This is a genomic window from Micromonospora sp. NPDC049004, from assembly GCF_040649315.1.
Taxonomy (GTDB): Bacteria; Actinomycetota; Actinomycetes; order Mycobacteriales; family Micromonosporaceae; genus Micromonospora.
The window spans coordinates 74,568-95,330 of record NZ_JBEZFG010000002.1; the positions used below are offsets into that span (position 1 = coordinate 74,568).

At 68.9% G+C, this 20,763-nt stretch carries 22 protein-coding genes and 1 tRNA gene; 9 read left to right on the plus strand and 14 right to left on the minus strand.

The annotated features are described in order from the left end of the window. Positions 1-135 precede the first annotated feature (135 nt). Entirely contained in the window at positions 136-906 is a 771-nt protein-coding gene (locus AB0B97_RS05045; RefSeq protein WP_357490753.1) for a hypothetical protein, read from the plus strand. A gap of 158 nt (positions 907-1,064) precedes the next feature. After that, entirely contained in the window at positions 1,065-1,376 is a 312-nt protein-coding gene (locus AB0B97_RS05050) for a DoxX family protein (protein WP_357490755.1), read from the plus strand. A gap of 40 nt (positions 1,377-1,416) precedes the next feature. Here the strand turns inward: AB0B97_RS05050 and AB0B97_RS05055 are convergent, their stop codons facing one another. Beyond that, entirely contained in the window at positions 1,417-1,815 is a 399-nt protein-coding gene (locus tag AB0B97_RS05055; RefSeq protein WP_234584306.1) for a helix-turn-helix domain-containing protein, read from the minus strand. 105 nt (positions 1,816-1,920) lie between these two features. Here AB0B97_RS05055 and AB0B97_RS05060 point away from each other — a divergent pair, with 105 nt between their 5' ends. Continuing rightward, on the plus strand, positions 1,921-2,823 hold the full coding sequence (locus AB0B97_RS05060) for an NADP-dependent oxidoreductase (RefSeq protein WP_357490757.1): 903 nt from the start codon (positions 1,921-1,923) through the stop codon (positions 2,821-2,823). 9 nt (positions 2,824-2,832) lie between these two features. Here the strand turns inward: AB0B97_RS05060 and AB0B97_RS05065 are convergent, their stop codons facing one another. Beyond that, positions 2,833-3,354, minus strand: coding sequence for a GNAT family N-acetyltransferase (locus AB0B97_RS05065; protein WP_357490759.1), 522 nt, complete (start codon positions 3,352-3,354; stop codon positions 2,833-2,835). Between the two features lie 187 nt (positions 3,355-3,541). Between AB0B97_RS05065 and AB0B97_RS05070 the strand changes: the two genes are divergently transcribed. Then, positions 3,542-4,507, plus strand: a complete 966-nt coding sequence (locus tag AB0B97_RS05070; RefSeq protein ID WP_357490761.1) for an aminoglycoside phosphotransferase family protein — start codon at positions 3,542-3,544, stop codon at positions 4,505-4,507. A 156-nt stretch (positions 4,508-4,663) separates the two neighbouring features. Here AB0B97_RS05070 and AB0B97_RS05075 read toward each other — a convergent pair. The 6 genes from AB0B97_RS05075 to AB0B97_RS05100 all read right to left on the minus strand — a co-directional run bounded on the left by AB0B97_RS05075 (position 4,664) and on the right by AB0B97_RS05100 (position 7,615). Then, positions 4,664-4,736 (minus strand) — tRNA-Arg (locus AB0B97_RS05075). Between the two features lie 284 nt (positions 4,737-5,020). Further along, on the minus strand, positions 5,021-5,158 hold the full coding sequence (locus AB0B97_RS05080) for a hypothetical protein (RefSeq protein ID WP_357490763.1): 138 nt from the start codon (positions 5,156-5,158) through the stop codon (positions 5,021-5,023). Then, a complete protein-coding gene (locus tag AB0B97_RS05085) occupies positions 5,155-5,610 on the minus strand; it encodes a SitI3 family protein (protein WP_357490765.1) in 456 nt (151 codons plus the stop codon). The genes AB0B97_RS05080 and AB0B97_RS05085 overlap by 4 nt, the downstream gene beginning before the upstream one ends. Before the next feature lie 14 nt (positions 5,611-5,624). Then, positions 5,625-6,035, minus strand: coding sequence for a hypothetical protein (locus tag AB0B97_RS05090; protein ID WP_357490767.1), 411 nt, complete (start codon positions 6,033-6,035; stop codon positions 5,625-5,627). A 185-nt stretch (positions 6,036-6,220) separates the two neighbouring features. Continuing rightward, the gene (locus tag AB0B97_RS05095) at positions 6,221-6,748 is read right to left on the minus strand and encodes a DUF6244 family protein (protein WP_357492030.1); all 528 of its coding nucleotides are present in this window, start codon (positions 6,746-6,748) and stop codon (positions 6,221-6,223) included. Between the two features lie 678 nt (positions 6,749-7,426). After that, positions 7,427-7,615, minus strand: coding sequence for a hypothetical protein (locus AB0B97_RS05100; RefSeq protein ID WP_357490769.1), 189 nt, complete (start codon positions 7,613-7,615; stop codon positions 7,427-7,429). A 132-nt stretch (positions 7,616-7,747) separates the two neighbouring features. Here AB0B97_RS05100 and AB0B97_RS05105 point away from each other — a divergent pair, with 132 nt between their 5' ends. Genes AB0B97_RS05105 through AB0B97_RS05115 form a run of 3 tightly spaced genes read left to right on the plus strand, consistent with a single transcriptional unit; the run spans position 7,748 to position 10,199 of the window. Then, complete coding sequence (locus AB0B97_RS05105; RefSeq protein ID WP_357490771.1) at positions 7,748-8,776, plus strand: DUF5919 domain-containing protein; 1,029 nt, start codon at positions 7,748-7,750, stop codon at positions 8,774-8,776. Continuing rightward, the gene (locus tag AB0B97_RS05110) at positions 8,773-9,528 is read left to right on the plus strand and encodes a phytanoyl-CoA dioxygenase family protein (protein WP_357490773.1); all 756 of its coding nucleotides are present in this window, start codon (positions 8,773-8,775) and stop codon (positions 9,526-9,528) included. The genes AB0B97_RS05105 and AB0B97_RS05110 overlap by 4 nt, the downstream gene beginning before the upstream one ends. Further along, the gene (locus AB0B97_RS05115; RefSeq protein ID WP_357490775.1) at positions 9,528-10,199 is read left to right on the plus strand and encodes an HAD family hydrolase; all 672 of its coding nucleotides are present in this window, start codon (positions 9,528-9,530) and stop codon (positions 10,197-10,199) included. The genes AB0B97_RS05110 and AB0B97_RS05115 overlap by 1 nt, the downstream gene beginning before the upstream one ends. Before the next feature lie 1,162 nt (positions 10,200-11,361). On the opposite strand, the gene AB0B97_RS05120 is transcribed toward AB0B97_RS05115, so the two are convergent. After that, positions 11,362-12,765: a nitrilase-related carbon-nitrogen hydrolase gene (locus AB0B97_RS05120; RefSeq protein ID WP_357490777.1), complete on the minus strand. Its 1,404-nt coding sequence runs from the start codon at positions 12,763-12,765 to the stop codon at positions 11,362-11,364. Between the two features lie 96 nt (positions 12,766-12,861). Further along, the gene (locus AB0B97_RS05125) at positions 12,862-13,512 is read right to left on the minus strand and encodes a CGNR zinc finger domain-containing protein (protein WP_357490779.1); all 651 of its coding nucleotides are present in this window, start codon (positions 13,510-13,512) and stop codon (positions 12,862-12,864) included. A 254-nt stretch (positions 13,513-13,766) separates the two neighbouring features. Between AB0B97_RS05125 and AB0B97_RS05130 the strand changes: the two genes are divergently transcribed. Further along, positions 13,767-14,987: an MFS transporter gene (locus AB0B97_RS05130; protein ID WP_357490781.1), complete on the plus strand. Its 1,221-nt coding sequence runs from the start codon at positions 13,767-13,769 to the stop codon at positions 14,985-14,987. 200 nt (positions 14,988-15,187) lie between these two features. Here the strand turns inward: AB0B97_RS05130 and AB0B97_RS05135 are convergent, their stop codons facing one another. The 3 genes from AB0B97_RS05135 to AB0B97_RS05145 all read right to left on the minus strand — a co-directional run bounded on the left by AB0B97_RS05135 (position 15,188) and on the right by AB0B97_RS05145 (position 18,616). Next, on the minus strand, positions 15,188-16,591 hold the full coding sequence (locus AB0B97_RS05135; RefSeq protein ID WP_357490783.1) for a glycoside hydrolase family 6 protein: 1,404 nt from the start codon (positions 16,589-16,591) through the stop codon (positions 15,188-15,190). A gap of 269 nt (positions 16,592-16,860) precedes the next feature. Next, positions 16,861-18,096 carry a hypothetical protein gene (locus AB0B97_RS05140; protein ID WP_357490785.1) on the minus strand — a complete coding sequence of 412 codons (1,236 nt, stop codon included), beginning with the start codon at positions 18,094-18,096 and terminating at the stop codon, positions 16,861-16,863. Beyond that, complete coding sequence (locus AB0B97_RS05145; RefSeq protein ID WP_234584297.1) at positions 18,083-18,616, minus strand: SigE family RNA polymerase sigma factor; 534 nt, start codon at positions 18,614-18,616, stop codon at positions 18,083-18,085. The genes AB0B97_RS05140 and AB0B97_RS05145 overlap by 14 nt, the downstream gene beginning before the upstream one ends. Positions 18,617-18,808: 192 nt before the next feature. Here AB0B97_RS05145 and AB0B97_RS05150 point away from each other — a divergent pair, with 192 nt between their 5' ends. Beyond that, complete coding sequence (locus tag AB0B97_RS05150) at positions 18,809-20,032, plus strand: PP2C family protein-serine/threonine phosphatase (RefSeq protein WP_357490787.1); 1,224 nt, start codon at positions 18,809-18,811, stop codon at positions 20,030-20,032. On the opposite strand, the gene AB0B97_RS05155 is transcribed toward AB0B97_RS05150, so the two are convergent. Then, positions 20,033-20,395 carry an STAS domain-containing protein gene (locus AB0B97_RS05155; protein ID WP_357490789.1) on the minus strand — a complete coding sequence of 121 codons (363 nt, stop codon included), beginning with the start codon at positions 20,393-20,395 and terminating at the stop codon, positions 20,033-20,035. Positions 20,396-20,763: the final 368 nt, after the last annotated feature.

Below are 20,763 nucleotides of genomic sequence, written 5' to 3' on the forward strand. Positions count from 1 at the left end.
GCCTCGTCGACCGGGTTCTCAGCCGAGCGGGACAGCTGAAAACCGTCCGGCTCCTGCACCTGTCGCCTCGGCCTGTTCGCGCGGCGTCCGCCACTCGTGAAAATCGGGTAGCGGTAGGCGGTTAGGGTCACGTCTATGCGTCGACTGATCCCTACCCTTTCGATTGCCCTCGCCGCCGCCCTTATGGCCGGCTGCGGCACCAGCTCCGGTGACAACACCGGAGGGGCCGGGCCCTCCGCGGCCCCCGCCACGTCCAAGGTCGAACCGGTCGCCGCCGTGCGGCAGGCCATGGACCGCAGTCTCGCTGGCACGGTCACCATGGACGCCTCGGTCAAGGCCGGCAACCAGTCGATCACCCTCAGCGGCAAGATGGACCCCGCCGCCAAGGCGATCCACGTCACCGGGAACGCCCCGGAGCCGATCGAGGCCCGGCTGATCGGCGATGCCGCCTACATCAAGTCGGACTCGCTCGAGGGCGAGAAGCCCTGGATGAAGATCGACCTCAACAAGCTCCGGCCGACCAGCTCGCTGCGCCAGTCGTTCGACCTCAAGGCGCAGACCGGCATCATCGGCGGCATCGTGACCGCCCAGGAGGTGAGCCCCGGCCGCTACAGCGGCACCGCCGACCTGAACAAGGCCGCGGAGGCCGCCGGCACCGACGGTGGAATGCGCGACGGCCTCAAGTCCACCGCCAAGCTGGCGAAGGACCCGGCGGCGGTCCCCTTCGAGGCGACAGTCGACGCCGACGGCCGGCTCACCGCGCTCTCCTACACGATCGCCACGAAGAGCGTCGGTGATCTCGTCACCGACATGAAGATGAGCGGCTTCGGCGAGCAGGTCTCGGTGACCGCGCCGCCCGCCGGCGACACCGAGCCCGCCTCCGCGGACATGTACAAGTTCCTCTGACCCTGCGACGAAGCGGTGCCCTCCGGGATGACCCGGAGGGCACCGCTTTCTGCTGAGCGCGCGCCCGTAACGTTTCGCGGAGCTGCCCCGTCCCTGAGGTGACAACCACAGGGAGGGTTCATGTTCGCCGCTTACGTGACGTCACCATCATCGCCTCGGTGTTCACCGGCACCGCCGCGGTCACCTACCTCATCGGCCACGACTATCCCAAGTCCCAGGCGGACATGAAGCGGGTGCCACGGTCCTGGCTACCGGTGCTGGGCCTGCTGTTGGCGGCCGGCTCCGTGGGGCTCCTTGCCGGTTTCGCCATACCGCTGCTGGGGACGCTCGCCGCGGCGGGGCTGGTGCTCTACTTCGTCGGCGCGCTCATCGCCCACCTCCGGGTGGGATCACGCGATCTCGTGGGATGGGCCGTCTTCTTCGTCACCGTGCTGGCCGCGCTCGCCGTTCACCTGGCCTACCGCTGGTGACTGCCCGGACGCCCCACGGTCGCCGCTGGACCGCGACTCCTCAGGGGAGTGCGTCGAATCGGGCTCGGGCTTCGAACACCCGGTCCATGTGTGATTCCGCCCAGTCCTTGATGGAGATCATGACCGGGAACAGTTCATGGCCCAGCGGGGTGAGCTCGTAGTCGACGCGGACCGGCACCGACGCCGTGACCGTGCGGGTGACCAGGCCGTCGCGCTCCAGCGTCCGCAGGGTCTGCGTGAGCATCTTCTGACTGATGCCGGCGATGCGGCGGGCGAGCTCGCCGTGCCGTTGCGGGCCGTTGGCAAGCGCCGGGATCACCAGCGCCACCCACTTGTCGGTGAGCCTGCTCAGCAGCTCCCGCGTCGGGCAGCGCTCCAGGAACGCGTCGTAATCACGTTTTGCCTGCTCGCGGCGTTGCGCCGCCGTTGTCGTCGCCATCTTGCCCTCCTGCGGTGCCCTAGGTACTCCAAGGTACCTACTTCCTTATGGTGCCCGCCACTTCGTACGGTCGAGGTGATCACGACAGCTACGAAGGAGACGACGATGCGCGCAGTCCGCTACGAAGAGTTCGGAGGCCCGGAGGTCCTGCACGTGGCCGACGTACCGACGCCCGAACCCGGCCCGGGACAGGTGCGGGTACGCGTCGCCGCGTCCGTCGTCCACCCGGTCGACCTCATCGTCCGCTCCGGCGGGTTCCCGGCGCCGCTGCCGACCGGCCTGCCGTACACGCCCGGGTGGGACGTGGTCGGTACCGTCGACGCCGTCGGGCCATCGGTCGACGAGCACACGATCGGCGATGAGGTCATCGGCTTCTCGCCGTGGCTGCAAACCACCACCGGCGCCCACGCGGAGTACGTGGTGCTCGACGCCACCTCGCTGACCCCCGCACCCACCGGCGTCCCCGCCACCGAGGCGGCGACCCTGCCGACCAACGGCCTCGCCGCCGCCCAGGCTCTCGACCTGCTCGCGCTCCCGGCGGGCTCGACAGTGCTCGTCACCGGCGCCGCCGGGCAGGTCGGCGGGTTCGTCCTGGCCCTGGCGCGGGCGGCCGGCCTGCGGGCCACCGGCCTCGCCGGCCCCGACGACCGCGAGTTCGTCGAATCGCTGGGCGCTGCGTTCCTGTCGCGCTCCGACGAACCGACCGGGACGTACGACGCGGTCATCGACCTGGCGGTGATCGGTTCCTCGCTGCTGGACCGCGTCCGGGACGGCGGCGGCTACGTGGCCGCGTCACCTCCGCTGCGCCCGGAGCCGGTGCGGGGCATCCAAACCTTCGCGCTGGAGGTGGAGTCGGACGGATCCCGGCTGGCAGAACTGGTCAAGCTCGTCACCAGCGGCGACATCCCGCTGCGGGTCGCCGGCGTGTACCCCTTCGCCGCCGCGGCCACCGCCCACGAACGGCTCGCCCAGGGCGGCGTACGCGGCGGCGTGGTCATCATCCCCTGACCGGCGGAATCACCCCACCAGGTTGATCCAGTAGCGCCTCACCGGGCCATGTCCGGTGTCGCGGATGCCGTCAAGAACACCGCCGTTGCGTTCGACGGTTCGCGCCGAGGCAAGGTTGTCCGCGAGGCAGATGACAAGGACACGGTCCAGGCCCAGCGCAGCCCGGGCCTCCTTGAGCATCTCGCCCAGCGCCCAACTCGCCACGCCGCGTCCACGCGCGGACGGGCGTACGCCGTAGCCGATCTGCCCGAGGGCGTCGTCGAACGTGTGCCGCAGCGCGATTGCACCGAGAACCTGACCGTTTGCGACGATCCACCGGGGCGAGCCGTGCTCCTCGTCCGGGCACGGAGTTCCGGCGGGATGGGCCAGCCGGGTCCGCTGACGCACCCAGTCGGCGAAGCCATCCGGCGAATCCACGTCGTCGTCAGCGCCCAGACCGAAGCCGTCCTCGTGCACGCCGGGGCCCCAGTCGTCGCGGCACCGCAGGAAGGCAGCATGCAGGTCGATGGTCGGCAGGATCAGTTCGGGCATGCGGCCGACGGTAATGCTGGCCCAGCGGCCGGGCCAGCATTACCGTCCCAACGCTCGTCAGAGCGCCGCCGTCCCATGACGTTGCTGTCGACAGCCGTTCCGGCCGCGAGCCGGACGCTTTCCGCTGAATCCGCCTACCGATGGCAAATCTGTTGCCGGCCGGACTGCACTCTGCGACGCTCCGTCGATGTTCGACAAGCCTCGCGTCGACCAGCGGTTGCTGGCCGCTGAGGTGGCCGCCGCCTGGGCCGTGGACGTCACCGACCTCGTCTTTCTGCCGGTCGGGCTCGACGAGAGTGCGTGGGCGTACCGGGTCGACACGGCTACCGGCGAGCGCTACTTCCTGAAGATGCGCCGCGGTGAGTTCACCGAGGCAGCAGTCCTGTTGCCCCGCTTTCTCCGAGCGCAGGGCGTCCGGCAGGTCGTCGCGCCGATCGACCTTCCCGAGGGCGGAGCCGGTCGCGGGTTCGGGCACTACCAGCTGCTGCTCTATCCGTTCCACGACGGCGGCAGTCTGTGGGATCGCGGTCTCACCGACCGTCAGTGGGTCGAGTACGGCGAGTTCCTGGGTCGGCTGCACGCGGTCAGGCCGAGCGCCGACCTCGCCGGGGTCCTGCCGGTCGAGACCTACCGATCGAACGCGGGCGAGCGGCTACGCGTCCTCGGGAAGCAGGCTGCGGCGAGCGAGGCCCTCGGCGCCTTCTGGGACCGGTACGGTGCGGCGCTGCACCGGTTGTCGGCAACGGTCGATGAGCTCGCCTCCCGAGTGACGCACGCGCACCACGTGATCTGCCACGCCGACATCCACCCCGGCAACCTGCTCGCTGACGGCGACGGTCCGCTGCACGTCGTGGACTGGGATGCGCCGATCCTGGCACCGCGCGAGCGGGACCTGATGTTCGTCTACAGCCAGGACTTCGGCGACCACCCGGTCAACGCGCACCGGGCGGAGCTCTTCCGCCGAGGCTACGGACCGCTGGAACCAGACCAGACCATGCTGAGCTACTACCGCGCCGAGCGGCAGCTCGACGACGTCGCCGCATTTCTGTCCAGCATCCTCAGCCGCCACTCCAGTCCGGAATCCCAGGCCAACGACAGGCACTGGCTGACCCGCATCGCCGAGACCGTCGCCGAGACCACCTACACGCCCTGACCTGCTCCCGACCGGTCAGCGCGCTGCCACAACCTGTCGCTTCGCACTTGCGGTTGATCCATCAATGCAGCATCTGCGTGGAGGGCTGCGCGTGCCAAACCGATCGACGTGCGAGCGTATCCGCAGGTCAGGTGGCGCTTTGGCTGATCTTCGAGGTGCCCCCGGCAGGATTCGAACCTGCGACACACGGTTTAGGAAACCGATGCTCTATCCCCTGAGCTACGAGGGCGCGAGGGCCCAGTCTAGCGACCTGGGGTTCACCAGGGACGGCAGGGAGTGGCCCGGGTTCACCGCGTTCCCCGGGCGGCCGTTCTCCCAGCCCAAGGCCACCTCTGAGCACACGAACCCCGGTCTGCGACCGGCGACCAGCTGCGGTGACCCGCGTTGGCACCGGTTCACCCGGGTTGCCATCCGCTGGAGAGCACACAGCGCGCGCATCATGGAAGATGATCTGGACTGCCCGCTCCGCCGGCTAGGCACCGCCTCCCAAGGGGGATTCTGGCCAGGTCGCAGTCAGCCGCGCGGTGACTGGTCGTCCTTGTAACGGGTCAGGTCCGTCGAGTCGAGAGAGGCGACGTCGACGTCGCGCACGGACGGCGGGGTCGAAGCGGCTTCGTTCGTCAGCGGGTCACCGGCGCTGGGCTGGTTCATTGGGTGATGAGGTCGTCTATGCCGTAGTGGCTCCACCAGGTAGGCCGGTGTCTGCGGAGTTTGCCTCCGACGCGGGTCAGCAGGAGCCAGTTGCCGTTCTGGACCAGCGCCGCGTCCTCCTGCCGGGCGGCCAACACCCGGGCCACGGCCTTCATCATGTTTGGGATCCCCTTGTCGACCACGTCGTCTGCCCGCATGGAGAAGTCGATGTCGACGTACGTCTCCGGCTCCCACTCCCAGCGGGCACCGTCGTCGGCCTCGGCATCGAAATAACCCTGGCTCCCTGAGGAGACGGTCAGCGCGTACCCGCGGGTGTCGTAGAGGCGAGCGCTGAACAGCCGCGGGTTGGTGCCGCTCGGCTTGGGCTTCTCGGCGGCGTCCGCCGCCACGAGATCAGCCACGTGGTCCAGGGGCAGGTCACCGGCGAGGGTCAACCTGAACTCGACAGCCATCTCTGCGCCTCTCCTCAGTCTCGACGGACGATCTGCACGATCGCGCCACTCGTCGTTACCGCGACGAGTTCTTTCAGCCTCTCGACGGGCCAGGTGTCGAACTGTGTCCGCAGGGCCGCGAGGTCTCCGTGCCAGTCGTGCAGGTTCAGCACCACGCGTTGGGTCTGCTCCTTGTCGACCTTGGCGCGGACCTCGCTCCAGACGCCCCGCACTGGCTTGCCGAGAGTGGGCGAATAGCAGTCGAACACGTGACCTTCGATCAAGTAATCCGGGTCTTTGTTCGGGTTGCCCGAGTCGCCGGTACGGAGCCGGGCGTCGGCGATCTCCTGCCTGGTGGGGTTCTGGTGGACCCGGTAGCTCTTGCTGGCGACTATATCGGCGCATTCGTTCTCGAGCTCCAACGGACGCCGGCCTTCGTCGTCCAACCGGGGTGGAATTCTGGTTTTCGGACCGGTCGGCGTCCCGCCCGGGACACCGGTTGGCTGTCTGGTCCAGGGCGTGCCGTGGCCGCGGTCAGCAGATGTGGCGTCGCCGGCGGCATGAGGTGTCGACGGCGGGTCACCGTGCTCGAAAGGGGTAGGGCTGGCCGGTGGATGACCGCCAGCCCCTGTCAGTTTCCCGACGACCCCAACTGCCGGGCCTGCGCGATCGCCGCTTCGACGGCCTGCCGGGCCCCGCCAGTGCGCTGAACCATCAGCACCAGGACCTGCTTGATGGCCTCCAACGCCTGCAACAGCGGCCCAGGCTGCCCACCCTGCAGGACCATGGCGACGAGTTGCTGCGCCTCACCGACTCCGGTGATGGCCCCGGTCGCAGCGTCACGAGCGGCGTCCACGGCGCTCTGCACGGGCGCCAGCCCGGCGATCGTCTCCTGGGGGGTGGCTTCGTTCGGCACCGCCGCGGTGGCCTTCGTCGCCTCACTGATCGAACCGGCGAGACTCCCCAGGCCGCCCTGGATGCCCGTGATCGCGTTGCGCAACCGCGCCACACCCGCCGCGACGGCGACGAAGCCCGCGCCCGCAGCCCGCAGCGCCACCTCCTGCGCCTGGCTGTCCGCGGCGGCTGCCAACCCCTGCGCGCGTTCGACCCCGGCCATCAACGCGCGGAGTTCACCGGCGAGCTTCTCGAGCTGCGACACGTGACCGACATCCCCCATGGACGAAAGCTAAAGTGCCCGACAGCTGAAACTACCGGGTCTCTTGCGGGGCCACCAGACACGGCGAGGCGGTCGGCAACTGGCATCCGCCCCTGAGATTCCCCCGGTTCGCCGGAGGCGAAAGGGATTGTGCAGGTTCTGGATCCGCCTGAAGAGGTGAGGGCGGCCTGGCATCGGCTGATCCATGCTTTGCGGTCTGGCGGGCACGTGCCCAAGGGCTGGCATCTGGTTCACGCCGCCGAAACACCGGTGACCTAGCGACCGAGCTAAGGCGGGGTCCGGGCCCGCATAGCAGTGCTCCAGTTCGTCTTCGGCCTGGAACAAGGGACGCCCGTCCATCTCTGCCCTGCAGACGTCATAGCTGACCAGCTCAAGATCGCTGCCGATCCCTGAGGCGAGCGCAGCTCGTCATCGGACCGATCCGCGCCACCGGCGAGCCGGGCTGCTGTGGTGTGGCCATCACCGTGGTCGAGCACGAGCCGATGGACGCACCCGCTGACTCGGCCCCTGACGCTGACGTCTCCACCGTGCACAGAATCGAGGACCTGCCGCGGCATCTCGTGCGCGGCCTTCGGCGGCAGGTCCCGCTCTCCTAGAGCTGCTCCCGACGGCTCAGCCACTCACGGGGCGGAGACCTGTCAGCCCTGACACCCTCGATGCTCACGGTTCGATGACGGAGTGGAACAGCAGGAGGGCGCTGCCGGCGGTGCCGCCACCTACGAGCACCGCCGACGGGACCGAGTGGTCCACGAGGTAGGACATGCCGCCAGCGAGCAGACCGGTGATGAGCGTCAGGAGCAGGATGAGGGCGGTGCGGACGGTCATGAGCGGGCCGGGCGATGGCGTCATGACAGACCTCCCATCGGTTGTTGTTAGCCAAACCCTGCCCAAGCCACCGGACGCGGCACCAGCCCGTCATGGCGGTTCCATGGCGCCCGCTGGACACCACTGGACACGAGCGAACTGCCGTATCGTGGCCGAATGAGGGTCAATGTGGCCGTGCTGGCCAAGGCGCAGGGCTTCGGGGAGGACTTCGACAGTCTTCAACGCCTGCGCAGAGGTAGAGGCATCACTGGGCCCGATGACCTCTCTTATCTATCCGCGTACGTCAAACAGCGGATGCTGCGTATCGAGAGAGACACAGAGAGCGAACTCCGACGCGGCCTGGACAACCTCAGGCAGCTCATCGACAAGTCACCTCCGCACGAGCGGGAACTGCTACTGCTGTGTTTCAACATCGATCGCGCTTTTGGCAACTTCAACTGGCTGGAACGCGCCGAGAACTTCACGATCGACCACGAGTGGATCGGCAGCTCGCGCAACGTCCGCCATCGCGCGGATCTCGCTCTTTTGCAGCTACTGATGCGCACCCGCCCGGCCGCCGAGCTCGAACCATTCTCCGCCTTGGACGGCAAGAACGTTGGAGGCTCCCGCGGCAATTCGGTGAGCGCCCTGACGTTCTTCGCCGAGGACTACGTCCGCAACAGCCCGCGTTTTGCGGCGTCGTGGGAGACGGCGCATGCCGTCGACATGTGCGGCTTTGGTCACAACCGGATGGCGGTCGCCTACTCGGCGGAGATTGGCCGGATCCTCAAGTCGGGCGGTCGCGTCCGGGTGCTAATGCAGGACCCAGAGGGCCTGGCTGTCCTGGATGCGAACCGGCGCAGCTCCACCCCAAAGGCATCTCCGGGATCGGTGCGGCATCAGCATCGCAGCGGAATCGCGACATTCCATGCGATCCGCTCGGCTTCAGACGCCACCGCAGACAGCCTCCAGCTACGGGCGTACGACATCATGCCGCCCTTCACCGCGTACTTCTTCAACCCCGACGATGAAACCGCGCACGCCTACATCTGGTTTTGGTCATGGCGGCAGCCGTCCTCGTGGCGTCCCGGATTCCTCCTTGCGCGGTCGAGCGACCCTCTGTGGTACGAGCGCTTCAGGAGCCAGTTCCAAGCCATGTGGGACGACGACGACACCCAGGAGATTACGGGCGGAGGCCAGCCATGAACGATCTCGCACGCTTCTTCGACGCCGCAGGCTACGCACGGCTACCCACCGGCCTGCCGGCTTCGCTGGTCGACCGGATGCGGTCTGTGATAGACGACCACTTCGCCCGTGCCGTGCCGCCGTACCGAGTGAACCACCGGGGAGAGCCGTGCCGGCTGGATGCACTGCTCGAACGCCACGAGGTCTTCCTCGAAGCCCTCCGCCACGAGCATGTCGCAGGCCCGTTGGGACAAGTCCTCGGCCCGGCCGTGGACGTCGTGCTGAACCGGCACAATCACGCGACCTTGAACAACGCCGACGATATCCCATTCCGGCTCCACCGCGACATCCAACAATGGTCCCAGCCACTCGTGGCCGTTTTCTTCTACCTAGAGCCGGCGACCGTCATGAACGGATGTACCCACGTGGTTCCGGCCACCCACCGGCTGCCTTACGTCGGCCCACAGTCGAACGATGGCGGCGGCAACTGGGCCGATGAACATGACGAATACCGCCACCTCAGAGGGCAGGAGCTTCCCCTGGAGATGCCTGCCGGAGGGGTGCTATTGCTCAACTGCTTGTGCTTTCACAGCGTCGGACGCAACATGACTAGCCACTCGCGGCGCAGCGCAGTCTTTGCATGCCGTAGTTCTGATGAGCTCAGCCAGCTGGAGAATCCCGCAGTGATCCGGCTGTTCGGACAGCGCCGCTTTGTTGCCAACTCCGTGCTTGAGGTCTCTGGGTCGCTACGGAAAGCGCCAAGAGGGCTCTGATGCTCGCGCTATTCGATTTGGACAACACGCTGGTCGACCGCTCCGCGGCAATGCGGCGCTGGGCGCAGCTGCTCGCCCGGCACGAGGGCTTGCCCGAAAGTGCGGTGGAGGCAATCGTCGACGCGGACGGCGAAGGAGAGATGCCACGCCGCGAATTCCTCGCAGTTGTGCAGGCTTTGCCGGGCATGCGGATGAGCCTTAAGGAACTCCAGGACTGGTACATGGCCAACTACGCCTCTTGCTACCTTCCGGACGCCAACTCTATCCACGCACTAACCCTTCTACGCGACGCAAGGTGGAGGATCGGTGTGGTGACTAACGGATCCAAGGTCCGGACGGCGGAAAAGCTGGCAAGGGTCGGCCTGGAGCCCTTAATCGACGCACTATGCGTAGCTGAGGAATTTGGAATCCGCAAGCCGGACCGGCGCATATTCGTCGAGATTGCGCGCCGCTGCGGCGTCGCGCTGGATGGATGGATGATCGGCGATGCGCCTGTCGAAGACATCTGTGGGGCCGTGCGGGCGGGTCTGCGGACTGCCTGGGTGCGACGTGGGCGGCGGTGGAACGAACATTCCTGCCGTCCCGACCTGGAGGTGGACAGCGTCCTCGAAGCGGCAATCGCGATCGTGCGGCCCGCACGATCGGCACCGGACCCCCACCGGCTGCAGTAGCCCCGGCGACATGTATGCCAGTCAGGGCCCTGGCACAGTCGTCGGGTGATGTTGAGTAGGGCCAGTGGGCGGGTGCTGTCGAGGACATCCGACGGACGCCGGTCCGGGGCGATACCCAATGCATTGCTGGCTGCGGCACTTCGAGATCAGTCACGGGTGTCGGTTTGTGGCCCGGACAATGGACGACGCCGGCATGACACGCGGTCGTAGTGCGCGAGGATGGACCTTGCCTACGACTGAGGCCTCGACCGCCTCATGACCGGCCCCTCGCCACTCAGGCGGAGCACTCTGTCCGACTACGCCCGGTTACCCCATCGCAGACACATCCGCGCACGGAACGCGGCAGACGCTCCTCATGTTCAGGCGTCAGGGACGGCAGACCCGTCGACAGGTCGGACGGGTTCGAACACCCCGTTCTCGTTCACCCGCCAGCGCGAGCGTGCACCGCCTGGTTGTTCGAGCACTCGTCGTACCTGGTCAACGTCGTCCAACCGCAATGAGCTGGGCGTCTGGAAATAGATGGTCCCGTCGAGGACCGTCGGGTGCAGTCCAAGCTTGGTCAGCAGACGTACTGCCGCGTCACAGGTATCCGCGGTCGGTACGACGTACGCACGCCCGCCGTCGTTCTCGCAACAGCTCCGCGTGTCGCAGACCGCCCACAAGCTGGCCAGCAGTCCGGCAAGCCCGCCATCCACACACGCCTCCTTGCCGTGAGCTCGGAGGTGAATCTGGCGGTGTCTAACGGCGATCAGACCGCCGTTGGTCTTTTGGCACAGCAAACACAGCGGGTATGGCCCAAGTACGACCGGCACCACCACCCCCAGAGCCTGGGAGGTCGAGAGTCGAGTTCACAACTCAGGTGCGCAGCGTAGCGGTCTGCACCAAGCGCCCACTTGCCCAACATCCGCTTCCCGGCAGATCCGGAAGCCGACGTCGTTTCGTCGGACGGCCGCCTGTTAACGCAGCGTCGCCTCCCGAGACCGGCGGCGCCGGTGGAGTCCGGGCTGCGGTGCCAATCCAGCAGCGGCATGAACGCCAAGCCGGTGCGCGGTGGTGGTGTCGCGCGATACATCAAGAGCCGACCGTCGGTGGGTACGGCGGCGGTGGTAACAGGCCGCACGTAGAGATCGATTAAAACGGATAAGGCCGGTGGCCGCCTGCGTCAGATCAGCGTCACCGTGGTCAGGACCGCAGCTGTAACGCAGCACCACCCGAACCAGTCTCCGACTCGGCTGTAGACGGTCGGGGTCGCGGCCAGCGCGAATGTGGCGTCAACGGTCTCGTCCTCGGAGGTGTCGACATCGACGAGGACCCTGCCGAACGCGTCGCTTATCGTGGCTCGGCCAGTGCGGGCAACGCGTGCCACTGCGACGCCCGACTCCACACCTCGCACCACCGCCATCCGGCTGTGCAACCAACCATCACGGGCGAAGTCCCACGCCGGCGCGAGCAGCATCTGCGCGCCACCTCGCCGGTAGGCGCGAACCAGTCCGGGGAAATCAAGATCCTTACAGATGAGCACACCGATGCGCCGGTCACTGGGCAGGTGGAGCAGGTCGCGACCTGGTCGGTAGGCGGCCTCCAACCCCGGCACGAGGTGATGCTTCTCGTACATGGTTGGTGGGTCGCCGCCGGCGCCGAACACCGCCGCGACGTTGGCCGCCCCGGTCTCAGCTAGGCGTGCCACGCCGACCACGACGTCCACGTTCAGGTCGACCGCCGCCCGCGCGAGGGGCCGCATCTGTTCAACCATCCGGGCTTCGTCGACGCTGAACGTCAGCTCGGGCAGGACGATGACACCGGCCCCCCGACCCGCGAGCAGCCGCACCCGCTCGATATACCGTGCCAGCAGTACCGTGCCGTCCGGCGAGTCGATCGGCACCGGCCCATCGGGCTGTTCAACTGCGGCCAGTCCGACGTGTGTGGGCTCCCCGACCACGGCGCGTCTGCCGCGCCGGGCGGCGTACCCGATGAGTGCGGCGACAGGTGTCGCGGCGACGAAGAGCACCACCACCCGTTCGCCGTCCGGGCCCACTGGCGCGGTCACCGCAGCGGCGATGCTGGCCGGCAGCACGAGCAACGCGGTGATGCCCCAGACCCCGGTCAGCGAGGCCACCTGGGTGATGGTCGGAACGTCCGCCTGCGAATAGGCCAGGCTCCACCACGCACCATGCGGCGATCCGCGCGCCACGAGAAACTCCATTGCCACCCACGCCACGGGCAGGGCCAGCGCGGCCATCGCGACGTGACCGCCGACGAGGTGCGCCCGCGCGAGCCCCACGATGGACGCGACCCCTGCGGCGCCGCCGACGAACTGCACCGCGACAAGCGGGCTGGGCATTTTCACATCACGCGTGTAGTACGACCAGAGCCCGAGCTGACCGATGTGCCAGGCACCAGCCGCCACGGTGACCGCCGCGATCCACGGGACCCTCGGCGCGAGCACGAGCAGCGGCACCGGCGCCACCCACACGGCAACTGCAATCGGCCGGAGCCCCGAACCCAGCCGATACATCCCGCCGGAAAACACGGTGACTGCCACACACACGGCGACCTGCCCGACCACCGCACCGCTCACGACGAGTCCCGACAGGACATCGGCAATCCCGTTCGATAGGGGTAGTTCCCGAATGGTACCGGCGCGTATCGATGCCGGTCCGCGTCAACCGAGCGGGGGTCGGGCGGCGCGACGGCGCTCGGTGAGCCGTCGCGCCTTCACCGCGTTACCGCAGTCGGCCATGCGGCACCAGCGACGGGAGCCGTTGCGACTCTGATCGAGGAACAGCCAGCCACAGCCACCTTCGCGCACCGGGCAGCGGCGCACCCGGGTCAGGTCGGCGTTCAGCATGACGTCGCGGGCGGCCTCGGCGATCCGGTCGGGCACCAGCATGGCCGGCACCGTGCCGTACGCCAGCCGTACCCGCGACGGGTCGAGCACGAATCTTGCGCGGGCGGCGGCGCTGGACCAGCGCTGGTGTAGGGCGACCAGCGCGGCGCGGGCGGCGACAGGATCGCCCAACGTACCACCGTCCGCGTCGGTGATCACCGCAAGCATCACGAGGTACAGCCCTTCACGGATGTCCCGCACGGCGACCAGGCCCGCTTGTGCCGCCGCGGGCTCGTCGCCCCACGCCCGGCCGACCTGGTCCGCCTCAGCGTCGCTGATCACGCCCGCCAGAACCGACCAGCGCAGCAGGGCGGAGCTGTCGGACAGGAAGTCGTGCGGCGACGAGCCCCCTCGTTCGAGGGTGTTGGCCAGATCGAGTGCAGGGTGCCCGCCGACCAACGGCAACTGGCACACATCGGGTGGCATGCGAGCAAGGCTACCATCCAACCCGCCGAAGGCGGTTGCTCCATCGTGGCCGGTGCGCGCACCGAGGCCGCCACGGCATGAGCGCAGGACAGTTTCCACACAGGAAACGCTGAGATGTTTCGATGATCACATGCTACCGTCAAAGCCCAGTTAGCCGGCATCACGCGGACGGGCCTGCAATCACTGCTCGGCAGCGTGGTCGGGCGTTCACTGCACAGCGCCCGCGTAGCGGCTTCGAGGTTTGGAGGTAGCCAATGGCGCACCACCGACGCGCGATCTATGCCCTCGCCGCGTTGTCCGCCGCCACGTTCTGCTACGTCACCACCGAGGTGCTTCCGATCGGGCTGCTCACGCTGATCGCGCCAGACCTGGGCCGGTCCAGGTCGGAGGCCGGCCTGCTGGTGACCGGGTACGCCGTGGTGGTCATGATCGTGGCGCTCCCGCTGACCCGGGTCACCCGGCGAGTGCCCCGACGCCCACTGCTCGCCGGCGCCCTCGGCGTGTTCGCGTCGGCGACGGCGGTGTCGGCCTTCGCCACCTCCTACGAGGTGTTGCTCGCCGCGCGGTTGCTGGCCGCGACCACCAACGGTGTCTTCTGGGCGGTGGTGTTTCCGGTGGCGATCTCGATGTTCCCCGCGAACATCCGAGGCCGCATCGTGGCGCGGCTGTCGATCGGCAGCGCCTTGGGGCCGGTGCTCGGCGTGCCGGTGGGCACCTGGTTGGGCGGGCAGGCCGGGTGGCGGGCCGCCTTCGTCGCCATGGCCGTCCTCGGCTTCGTCACGTGCATCGCGGTCGCGCTGCTCCTGCCGAGAGTCACACCGCAAGAGAGTGCGGGCGACGTCGGGCCGATGCCGGACCGGCACCGCTTCGTGGTGCTCCTCGTCGCCACCATTCTCGTGGTCACCGGCGCCATGGGGGCGTTCACCTACATGACCGTCTTCCTCCTCGACGTCAGCGGGTTCGCCGCGGCGTCTCTCGGCGTACTGCTCTTCGTGCAGGGTTCGTTCGGCGTCGTCGGCACCTGGGCGGTCGGCCGGGTGCTGGACCGGTTCCCGCTCGGTGTCGTGCTGGGTCTGCTCGGGCTGATCACCGCAGCGATGCTCGGCCTCTACGGGCTCGGCACGAGCAAGGCCTTGACGATCCCGTTGCTCGCCGTGGCGGGCATGTCGTTCAGTTCGCTGATCGCGGGAATCCAACACCGCATCATGCAGGTGGCCCCGTCGACCACCGACATGGCGTCGGCCGGTCTCAGCGTCGCGTTCAACGTCGGCCTCGCGGCCGGCTCGCTCATCGGCGCGGGCCTGCTGGCGACGGCCGGGATACGAGTCATCCCGCTGTTCGGTGGCCTGCTGACGGCCGCGGCGTTCGCCCTGCTCGCCTGCCACGAGATGTCCCGCAGGAGAAGGCGCGGCGATGAGGCTGCCCGGATCGATGCCCAGCTACCACCGGTCGGACATCGCGCAGCTCACGCTTGATCCCCTTGTTCCATCGGGCTCCTGGATCACGACCACCCCGCCGGGCACGGTCCACGACGTGTCGCCGAAGGTCGCACCGGTGCGGCCGCTCGCCGGGCCACGATGGCCGGTGTGCCAGCGTCGATGTGGCCGCCACTGAGCACGAGGTCGGGCCCGGCGTGGAGGGTGGTCCTCCACGCCGGGCCGTCGCCTCGGGGGGGTCAGCTGGCTGCGCAGATGACCGATGCCGGGCCGGTGCCGGTGCCCTGGAAGCCGAAGTTGGTCGACTGTCCCGCGCCGACGTGTCCGTTGTAGCCCACGTTGGTGAACCGGACGATTCCGCTGGTGCCGCTGGCCTGGGCGTTCCAGGTGCCGGTGATCGCGGTGCCGCTGGGCAGCGTGATGGTCGCGGTCCAGCCGTTGATGTCCGCGGAGCCGGCGGTGACCGTCACGCTCGCGGTGAATCCGCCGGACCACTGGTTGACCGCCACCGACGCGGAGCAGCCGTTACCGGTCGGCGGCGGAGTGGTGGGGGGCGCGGTGGTCGGCGGAGCGGTCGTCGGCGGGGCCGTCGTCGGCGGAGCGGTGGTCGGCGGAGCCGTGGTCGGCGGGGCCGTCGTCGGCGGCGCGGTCGTCGGCGGGTTCGGCACCCCGTTGGCCAGGCTGTAGGCCAGGTCGGGCTGGAACGAACCAGCCGTGTAGCGGCAGCCGTCGGCCTCGCCCGGCGGCTTCACCCAGAGGTACGCGTCGATGTTGCTGTCGCCGGTGTTCGTCGTCGGGTACTGCCCGATACGCCGGTCGGTGTTGTCGTCGCCGCACCAGTCTCCGCTGGCACCGCCGTTGCGGCTGGTGTCGATGACCTGGCGCTTGCCCGAGAGGCCCATGCCGTTGAGGGCGGAGATGACCGCCCGGCCGAAGTTCGCCTCGCTGGACGTCGAGTTGAAGTTCGACACGTTGCTGAAGAAGCCGTCGGCGTACTGCACGCCCGCTGCCCGGAGCCGGTTGGCCGTCTCACCCGCGCTGTTCCAGGTGGAGTGGCCGGCGTCGAGGTACACCTTGGCGTTGGGGTTGCCCGACTTGATGGTCCGGGTGGCAGTCGAGATCGCCTGGTTGCGGGCGTTGAGTTCGCTGCTGCTCAGGCATGTCTGCAGGGCGAGCGAGTCGGTCTCCAGGATGATCAGGACCGTCTGGTTACCCAGACCTCGGGCGAAGTTCGACACCCACGTCTGGTACTGGTTGAGGTCCGGGGCGCCACCGGCGCTGGCCCCGCCGCAGTCCCGGTTGGTGATCTCGTACACCGCAAGCACCGGGATCTGCTGCGCCGCGTTGGCAGCGCCGACGAACCCGGAGACCTCGGACTGGATGGTTGACGGGTTGAAGTTGGCGAACCAGCGGGCCTGCGGCTGACTCGCGATCTTGTCGCGGATGACGCCGGCACGCGAGTCGCCGGGGTTGGCGGCGACCCAGCGGACGACTGCCGAACTCGGGTCGCGGTAGAGCGACCCGGACACCGTGCCGGCGGACGCGCCGCCGACGGCGTAGCAGATGCTGGCGGCGGCGGTGCCCGCGATGGCCGCCACACTGAGGGCCACCGATCTACGGCGCCGGGGGGAGAGGATAGCCACGACGTGTTTCCTCCTGATCACATTGATGTATCTAAGTTCATGGGAGCGTTCCCAAGACGGTAGCGGAGGCGGGCGTCGCTGCCAAGACGTGCGGGCTCGTCGTTGCGGCGGTGGGCGCGGGCTTCGCGGCCTCGCGCAGCGACACGGGGACGCGGTCGGCGGCTGGCCGGCCCGCTGTCGCTGACGACCCCCGAACGCGCGACGGCGGTGACCGCACCTGTCTGTGCGATCACCGCCGTGGTGGTGCGCGGTCGGTCAGAGGCTGATCGTTACGGCTGCAGAGCGTCCGCGGCCGAGGTCCAGGTCGACTCGTTCCCGACGTCGGCGACCGTGATGCCCTTGGCGATCTTCTCCAATTCCGCCCGGGGCAGGCCGTTGCCGAGGCCACTGGTGCTCACCTGGACGACGACCTTCCCGTCGGCGCTCCAGACGTTGCAGAAGCCGCCGTCTCCGGTGCCGGCGTCCTGGCCGCGCTGATCGGACACGTTGTGGCACGTCGTCGCGCCGGGCTCCGGCGACTGGTTCGAGCTGGTGCTCGGCGTGACGAAGATGTGGAACCCGTCCTTGATGGCGCCCTCCACGGTGTCGTACGGCGCGGAAAGGCCCGTCGTGGGCGCGGCTGGCCTGGTGTACGTCGCGCCGCCGTAGTCACCGGCACGGGCCGCGGCGATGCCGCTGAGGCCGGGCATCGCGTGGCTGCCGATCTGCAACGGCGCGTAGCCGCCCGGCACGTAGCCCAGAGTGAACGGCACCAGAGCCGGCGTCGGCTTGGTGGGCTTCAGACCTTCGACCAGGCCGCCCAGATTCTCGAAGCTCGGCGTGGCCTCGTCGCTGGAGATCGACGTGACAGCCGCCCAGGCGTTGTCGGCGTACTCCCAGGCGAACAGCTTGTTGCCTGCGTCGGCATCGTTCCGCGGGTCGAGGCCGACCGGCAGCAGCGCCTGCACGGCCCTGCGCCCGGCAACTGTGACGTCCGTGCCGTCCTTGATCTTCGCGGGGTCGAAGACGCCCGGCCGGTAGACGGTCAGGTACGCCCACAGGCTCGGCTTTCCCCCGGCGGCCTTCTTCTTGTCCTGCTCGGTGGCGCCGCCCAGCGCCGCGGCCTCTTCCTCCGTGAGGGGCTTGTCGTTCGAGGTGTGACCGTCGGAGTAGACGGAGGCGATCTGGTAGGCGGTGGACGCGACGATCGGGTCCTGCACGTGCAGGGTGCCGGCGTCGTACCCCTGGAAGGTGAAGGTGAACGGCGCGGCGTCGGACCACGTGGCCGCGGCGAGCTTGGACGTCGCCGCGCCGACCGGGGCCGGCGTGTTCCGCTCGGCGCCCAGGGTGGGCAGCGCGAACGCGCCCGCGACCGCGACCACGACGAGACCGGCCGCGCCGGCCGACGCGAACCCGGCCCGGCGACGCCGCTCGGCCCGCCGCCCTGCCGCGATGATGTCGTCCGCGGTGCGGGCCATCGGTGGCTCCTCGCCCGTCACGGCGTCCACGAACTCATGCAACTGCATTTGTCCACTCCTCGATCGGCTTTCCGGTGAGATTGATGCGTTCGGCGGCCAGTGACACGCGCAGCTTCGCCAGGCCCCGGGAGACCTGGCTCTTGGCGGTGCCGACCGTGCAGTCGAGGACGCCGGCCGTGTCCTCCAGGCTCAGACCCAGGTAGTGCCGGAGCACGACCGCGGCCCGCTGTCGGGGCGGTACGGCGTCGAGCGCCGCCCGCAGGCGCATCCGCTCGTCGGTCGCACCGGTCGGGTCCCGCAGGGCGACGTCCGGCATGGCGTCGCCGGCCGCCCGCTCGCGCCGCCAGGGCCGGCGGGTCTCGTCGACCGCTGCCCGATAGACCATCGTCTTGACGTAGAGATCGGGTCGGTCCAGCTTGCGCCAGCGGGGGTAGAGCTTGACCAACGCGTTGGCCACTGCGTCCTCCGCCGTGTGCCAGTCGCCGCAGGTCACGTACGCCAGCTTGCGCAGCGACGCCATCTCGGACGTCACGAACTCGCGGAACGCCTGCTCGTCTTCGGCTCTCAAGTCCACTGCCTCCTCGTGACGGAGGTAGAACGGAGCCGGTCGCCCGGGAAGTTGCACGCCGAAAAAAGTAGTTGTGCGATCACCGGTCGTGACGTCTCGGCTCAGCGCGGACCTTCGCCGCCTGTGCGCGGCAGCTCGGGCCTCTCGTAGGCTCGGATGGTGGAGAGCAGTCGGAGCCAGATAATGGCTCACATGTTGGATGCGGCGGAGAACGCCTCGCCTGTCGACGCGGTCGAGGCGGTCACCCGGGAACTCGGTGCGGCGCTGGGAGCACGTAGCGTCGCGTTTCTGATCGCCGACCTCAGCGGCCGGGCGCTGGTCCGGTTGGCCCATGTGCCGTTCGCCGGGGCCGACGCCGGTGGCGGACGCCGGGACGGCGCTGAGTTCGCCACGGTCCTGCCGTTCGACAGCGGCCCCGTGGAGCAGGCGTTGCGGAGCCAGACGGTGCGGGTCTTCGGGCAGCCCGATGGTTGGACGGTGTTGGCACCGGTGACCGACCGTGGTGAGGCGATCGGCCTGCTCGAGATGGTCCTGCCGAGGGAGCCGGATTCACGGGAGCTGGAGGAGATCGGCCGCACGGCGCACGTGCTGGCGTTCGTGGTGATCGCCAACCGGCGGCACACCGACCTTTTCGAGTGGGGGCAACGCACGACCCCGTTCACCCTGTCGGGAGAGATCCAACGCCGCCTGCTGCCCGGCTCGTTCACGTGTGAGGCCAGCGCGTTCACCCTGTCCGGTTGGCTGGAGCCCGCCGCGAGCGTCGGCGGGGACACCTTCGACTACAGCCTCGCCCGCGACGTGCTGCACTTCAGCGTCACCGACGCGATGGGCCACGGGGTGGCCAGCGCGCTGACGGCCACTCTGGGGGTGGGCAGTCTGCGCAACGGTCGACGTCGCGGGGTGAGCCTGGTGGAGCAGGCCGAGGCCGCGAACGCCGACGTGGCCGGGCACACAGCCGTGCCCGGCAGTTTCGTCACCGCGCTACTGGGCCGTCTCGACCTGCGCACCGGGGTGTGCACGCTGCTCAACGCCGGGCACGTCCCGCCGATGCTGGTACGCAACGGGGACACCCGGGCGTTGTCCCTGCCGGGCAACTTCCCGCTGGGAATGTTCACCGAGGCCACGTACAGCGCCGGCGAGGTCACGCTGCGCCCCGGCGACCGTCTGGTGGTGGTCACCGACGGGGTGCGCGAGCGCAACGCGGCCAGCCTGGATCTGCCATCCATGCTGCGGTCGATCGCCGGTCTGCACCCCCGCGAGGCCGTCCGGGCGTTGGCCGACGCCGTGCTGGAGGTCAGCGGGCCGACCCTCGCTGACGACGCCACCCTGTTCGTCGTCGACTGGCACGGCGGGCACAGCGAGGACCGGCGGACCAGCGCCGGCGCCGACCAGGAACGCGCCAGCTCTCTGGGGTGACTAGCGGCCGGTCGCGTCGGCGGGGCGGAGATCCGCCTCAGCCGCCGGCACGTCGTCGTAGACGCCGATGACCCGGTCCACCGAGGTGACCGACAGGACGCTGCGGACGGCGGGCTGCACCGTGGCCAGGCACAGTCGGCCCCCGGCCTCGCGCAACGCCTTGAACATCACCACCAGCGCGCCCAGCCCGCTGGAATCCATGAACCCCACCTCGGCCAGGTCCACCACCACCAGACGCTCCCCGGCTTCAACCAGCCGTTGCAGGCCTTCGCGCAACTGTGGGGACGTCGCCATGTCCAGCTCGCCGCGCACCTCGAGAACGGTGCAGCCGCGGCCCGGCCGGACCGACAACCCTAGATCCACTACAGCCTCCCCACGCCGTTGACCTCACCCTTACCCTATTTCGCCGAGGGGCGAACCGCCGTCGGCCATCGCCGGCCGCGGACTGCCCCTGACCAGCGCACTCGCCGACGTGGTCGTCTTCGCTCCCGACCCAACGGGGCCGGTGCCGCGCCGCATCGCCAGGCGCCTCGCCGACCGACGAGTGGCCCCGCACCGCAGTGCGGACGCCCCGGCTGACCGAATCGCAACCCGCCGGACACGGCATTGACATATTTCACTGTGCGATCTAGCGTCGGGTCGAATCGGTTCGGCCACCTGCCGGACACCTCCGGCGTCCTTCGGCGGCGGGCCGTGTGGTGTTCGGGCGAACGACGTGGCCACCGACGATT

Excerpts from the sequence above, each read along its gene's own strand:
- AB0B97_RS05065 (WP_357490759.1), bottom strand. The coding sequence starts at position 3,354 with ATGCCCGAACTGATCCTGCCGACCATCGACCTGCATGCTGCCTTCCTG.
- AB0B97_RS05115 (WP_357490775.1), top strand. The coding sequence starts at position 9,528 with ATGCTCGCGCTATTCGATTTGGACAACACGCTGGTCGACCGCTCCGCG.
- AB0B97_RS05130 (WP_357490781.1), top strand. The coding sequence starts at position 13,767 with ATGGCGCACCACCGACGCGCGATCTATGCCCTCGCCGCGTTGTCCGCC.
- AB0B97_RS05070 (WP_357490761.1), top strand. The coding sequence starts at position 3,542 with ATGTTCGACAAGCCTCGCGTCGACCAGCGGTTGCTGGCCGCTGAGGTG.
- AB0B97_RS05140 (WP_357490785.1), bottom strand. The coding sequence starts at position 18,096 with ATGCAGTTGCATGAGTTCGTGGACGCCGTGACGGGCGAGGAGCCACCG.
- AB0B97_RS05055 (WP_234584306.1), bottom strand. The coding sequence starts at position 1,815 with ATGGCGACGACAACGGCGGCGCAACGCCGCGAGCAGGCAAAACGTGAT.
- AB0B97_RS05060 (WP_357490757.1), top strand. The coding sequence starts at position 1,921 with ATGCGCGCAGTCCGCTACGAAGAGTTCGGAGGCCCGGAGGTCCTGCAC.
- AB0B97_RS05150 (WP_357490787.1), top strand. The coding sequence starts at position 18,809 with ATGTTGGATGCGGCGGAGAACGCCTCGCCTGTCGACGCGGTCGAGGCG.
- AB0B97_RS05125 (WP_357490779.1), bottom strand. The coding sequence starts at position 13,512 with ATGCCACCCGATGTGTGCCAGTTGCCGTTGGTCGGCGGGCACCCTGCA.
- AB0B97_RS05045 (WP_357490753.1), top strand. The coding sequence starts at position 136 with ATGCGTCGACTGATCCCTACCCTTTCGATTGCCCTCGCCGCCGCCCTT.
- AB0B97_RS05080 (WP_357490763.1), bottom strand. The coding sequence starts at position 5,158 with ATGAACCAGCCCAGCGCCGGTGACCCGCTGACGAACGAAGCCGCTTCG.
- AB0B97_RS05110 (WP_357490773.1), top strand. The coding sequence starts at position 8,773 with ATGAACGATCTCGCACGCTTCTTCGACGCCGCAGGCTACGCACGGCTA.
- AB0B97_RS05085 (WP_357490765.1), bottom strand. The coding sequence starts at position 5,610 with ATGGCTGTCGAGTTCAGGTTGACCCTCGCCGGTGACCTGCCCCTGGAC.
- AB0B97_RS05100 (WP_357490769.1), bottom strand. The coding sequence starts at position 7,615 with ATGACGCCATCGCCCGGCCCGCTCATGACCGTCCGCACCGCCCTCATC.
- AB0B97_RS05105 (WP_357490771.1), top strand. The coding sequence starts at position 7,748 with ATGAGGGTCAATGTGGCCGTGCTGGCCAAGGCGCAGGGCTTCGGGGAG.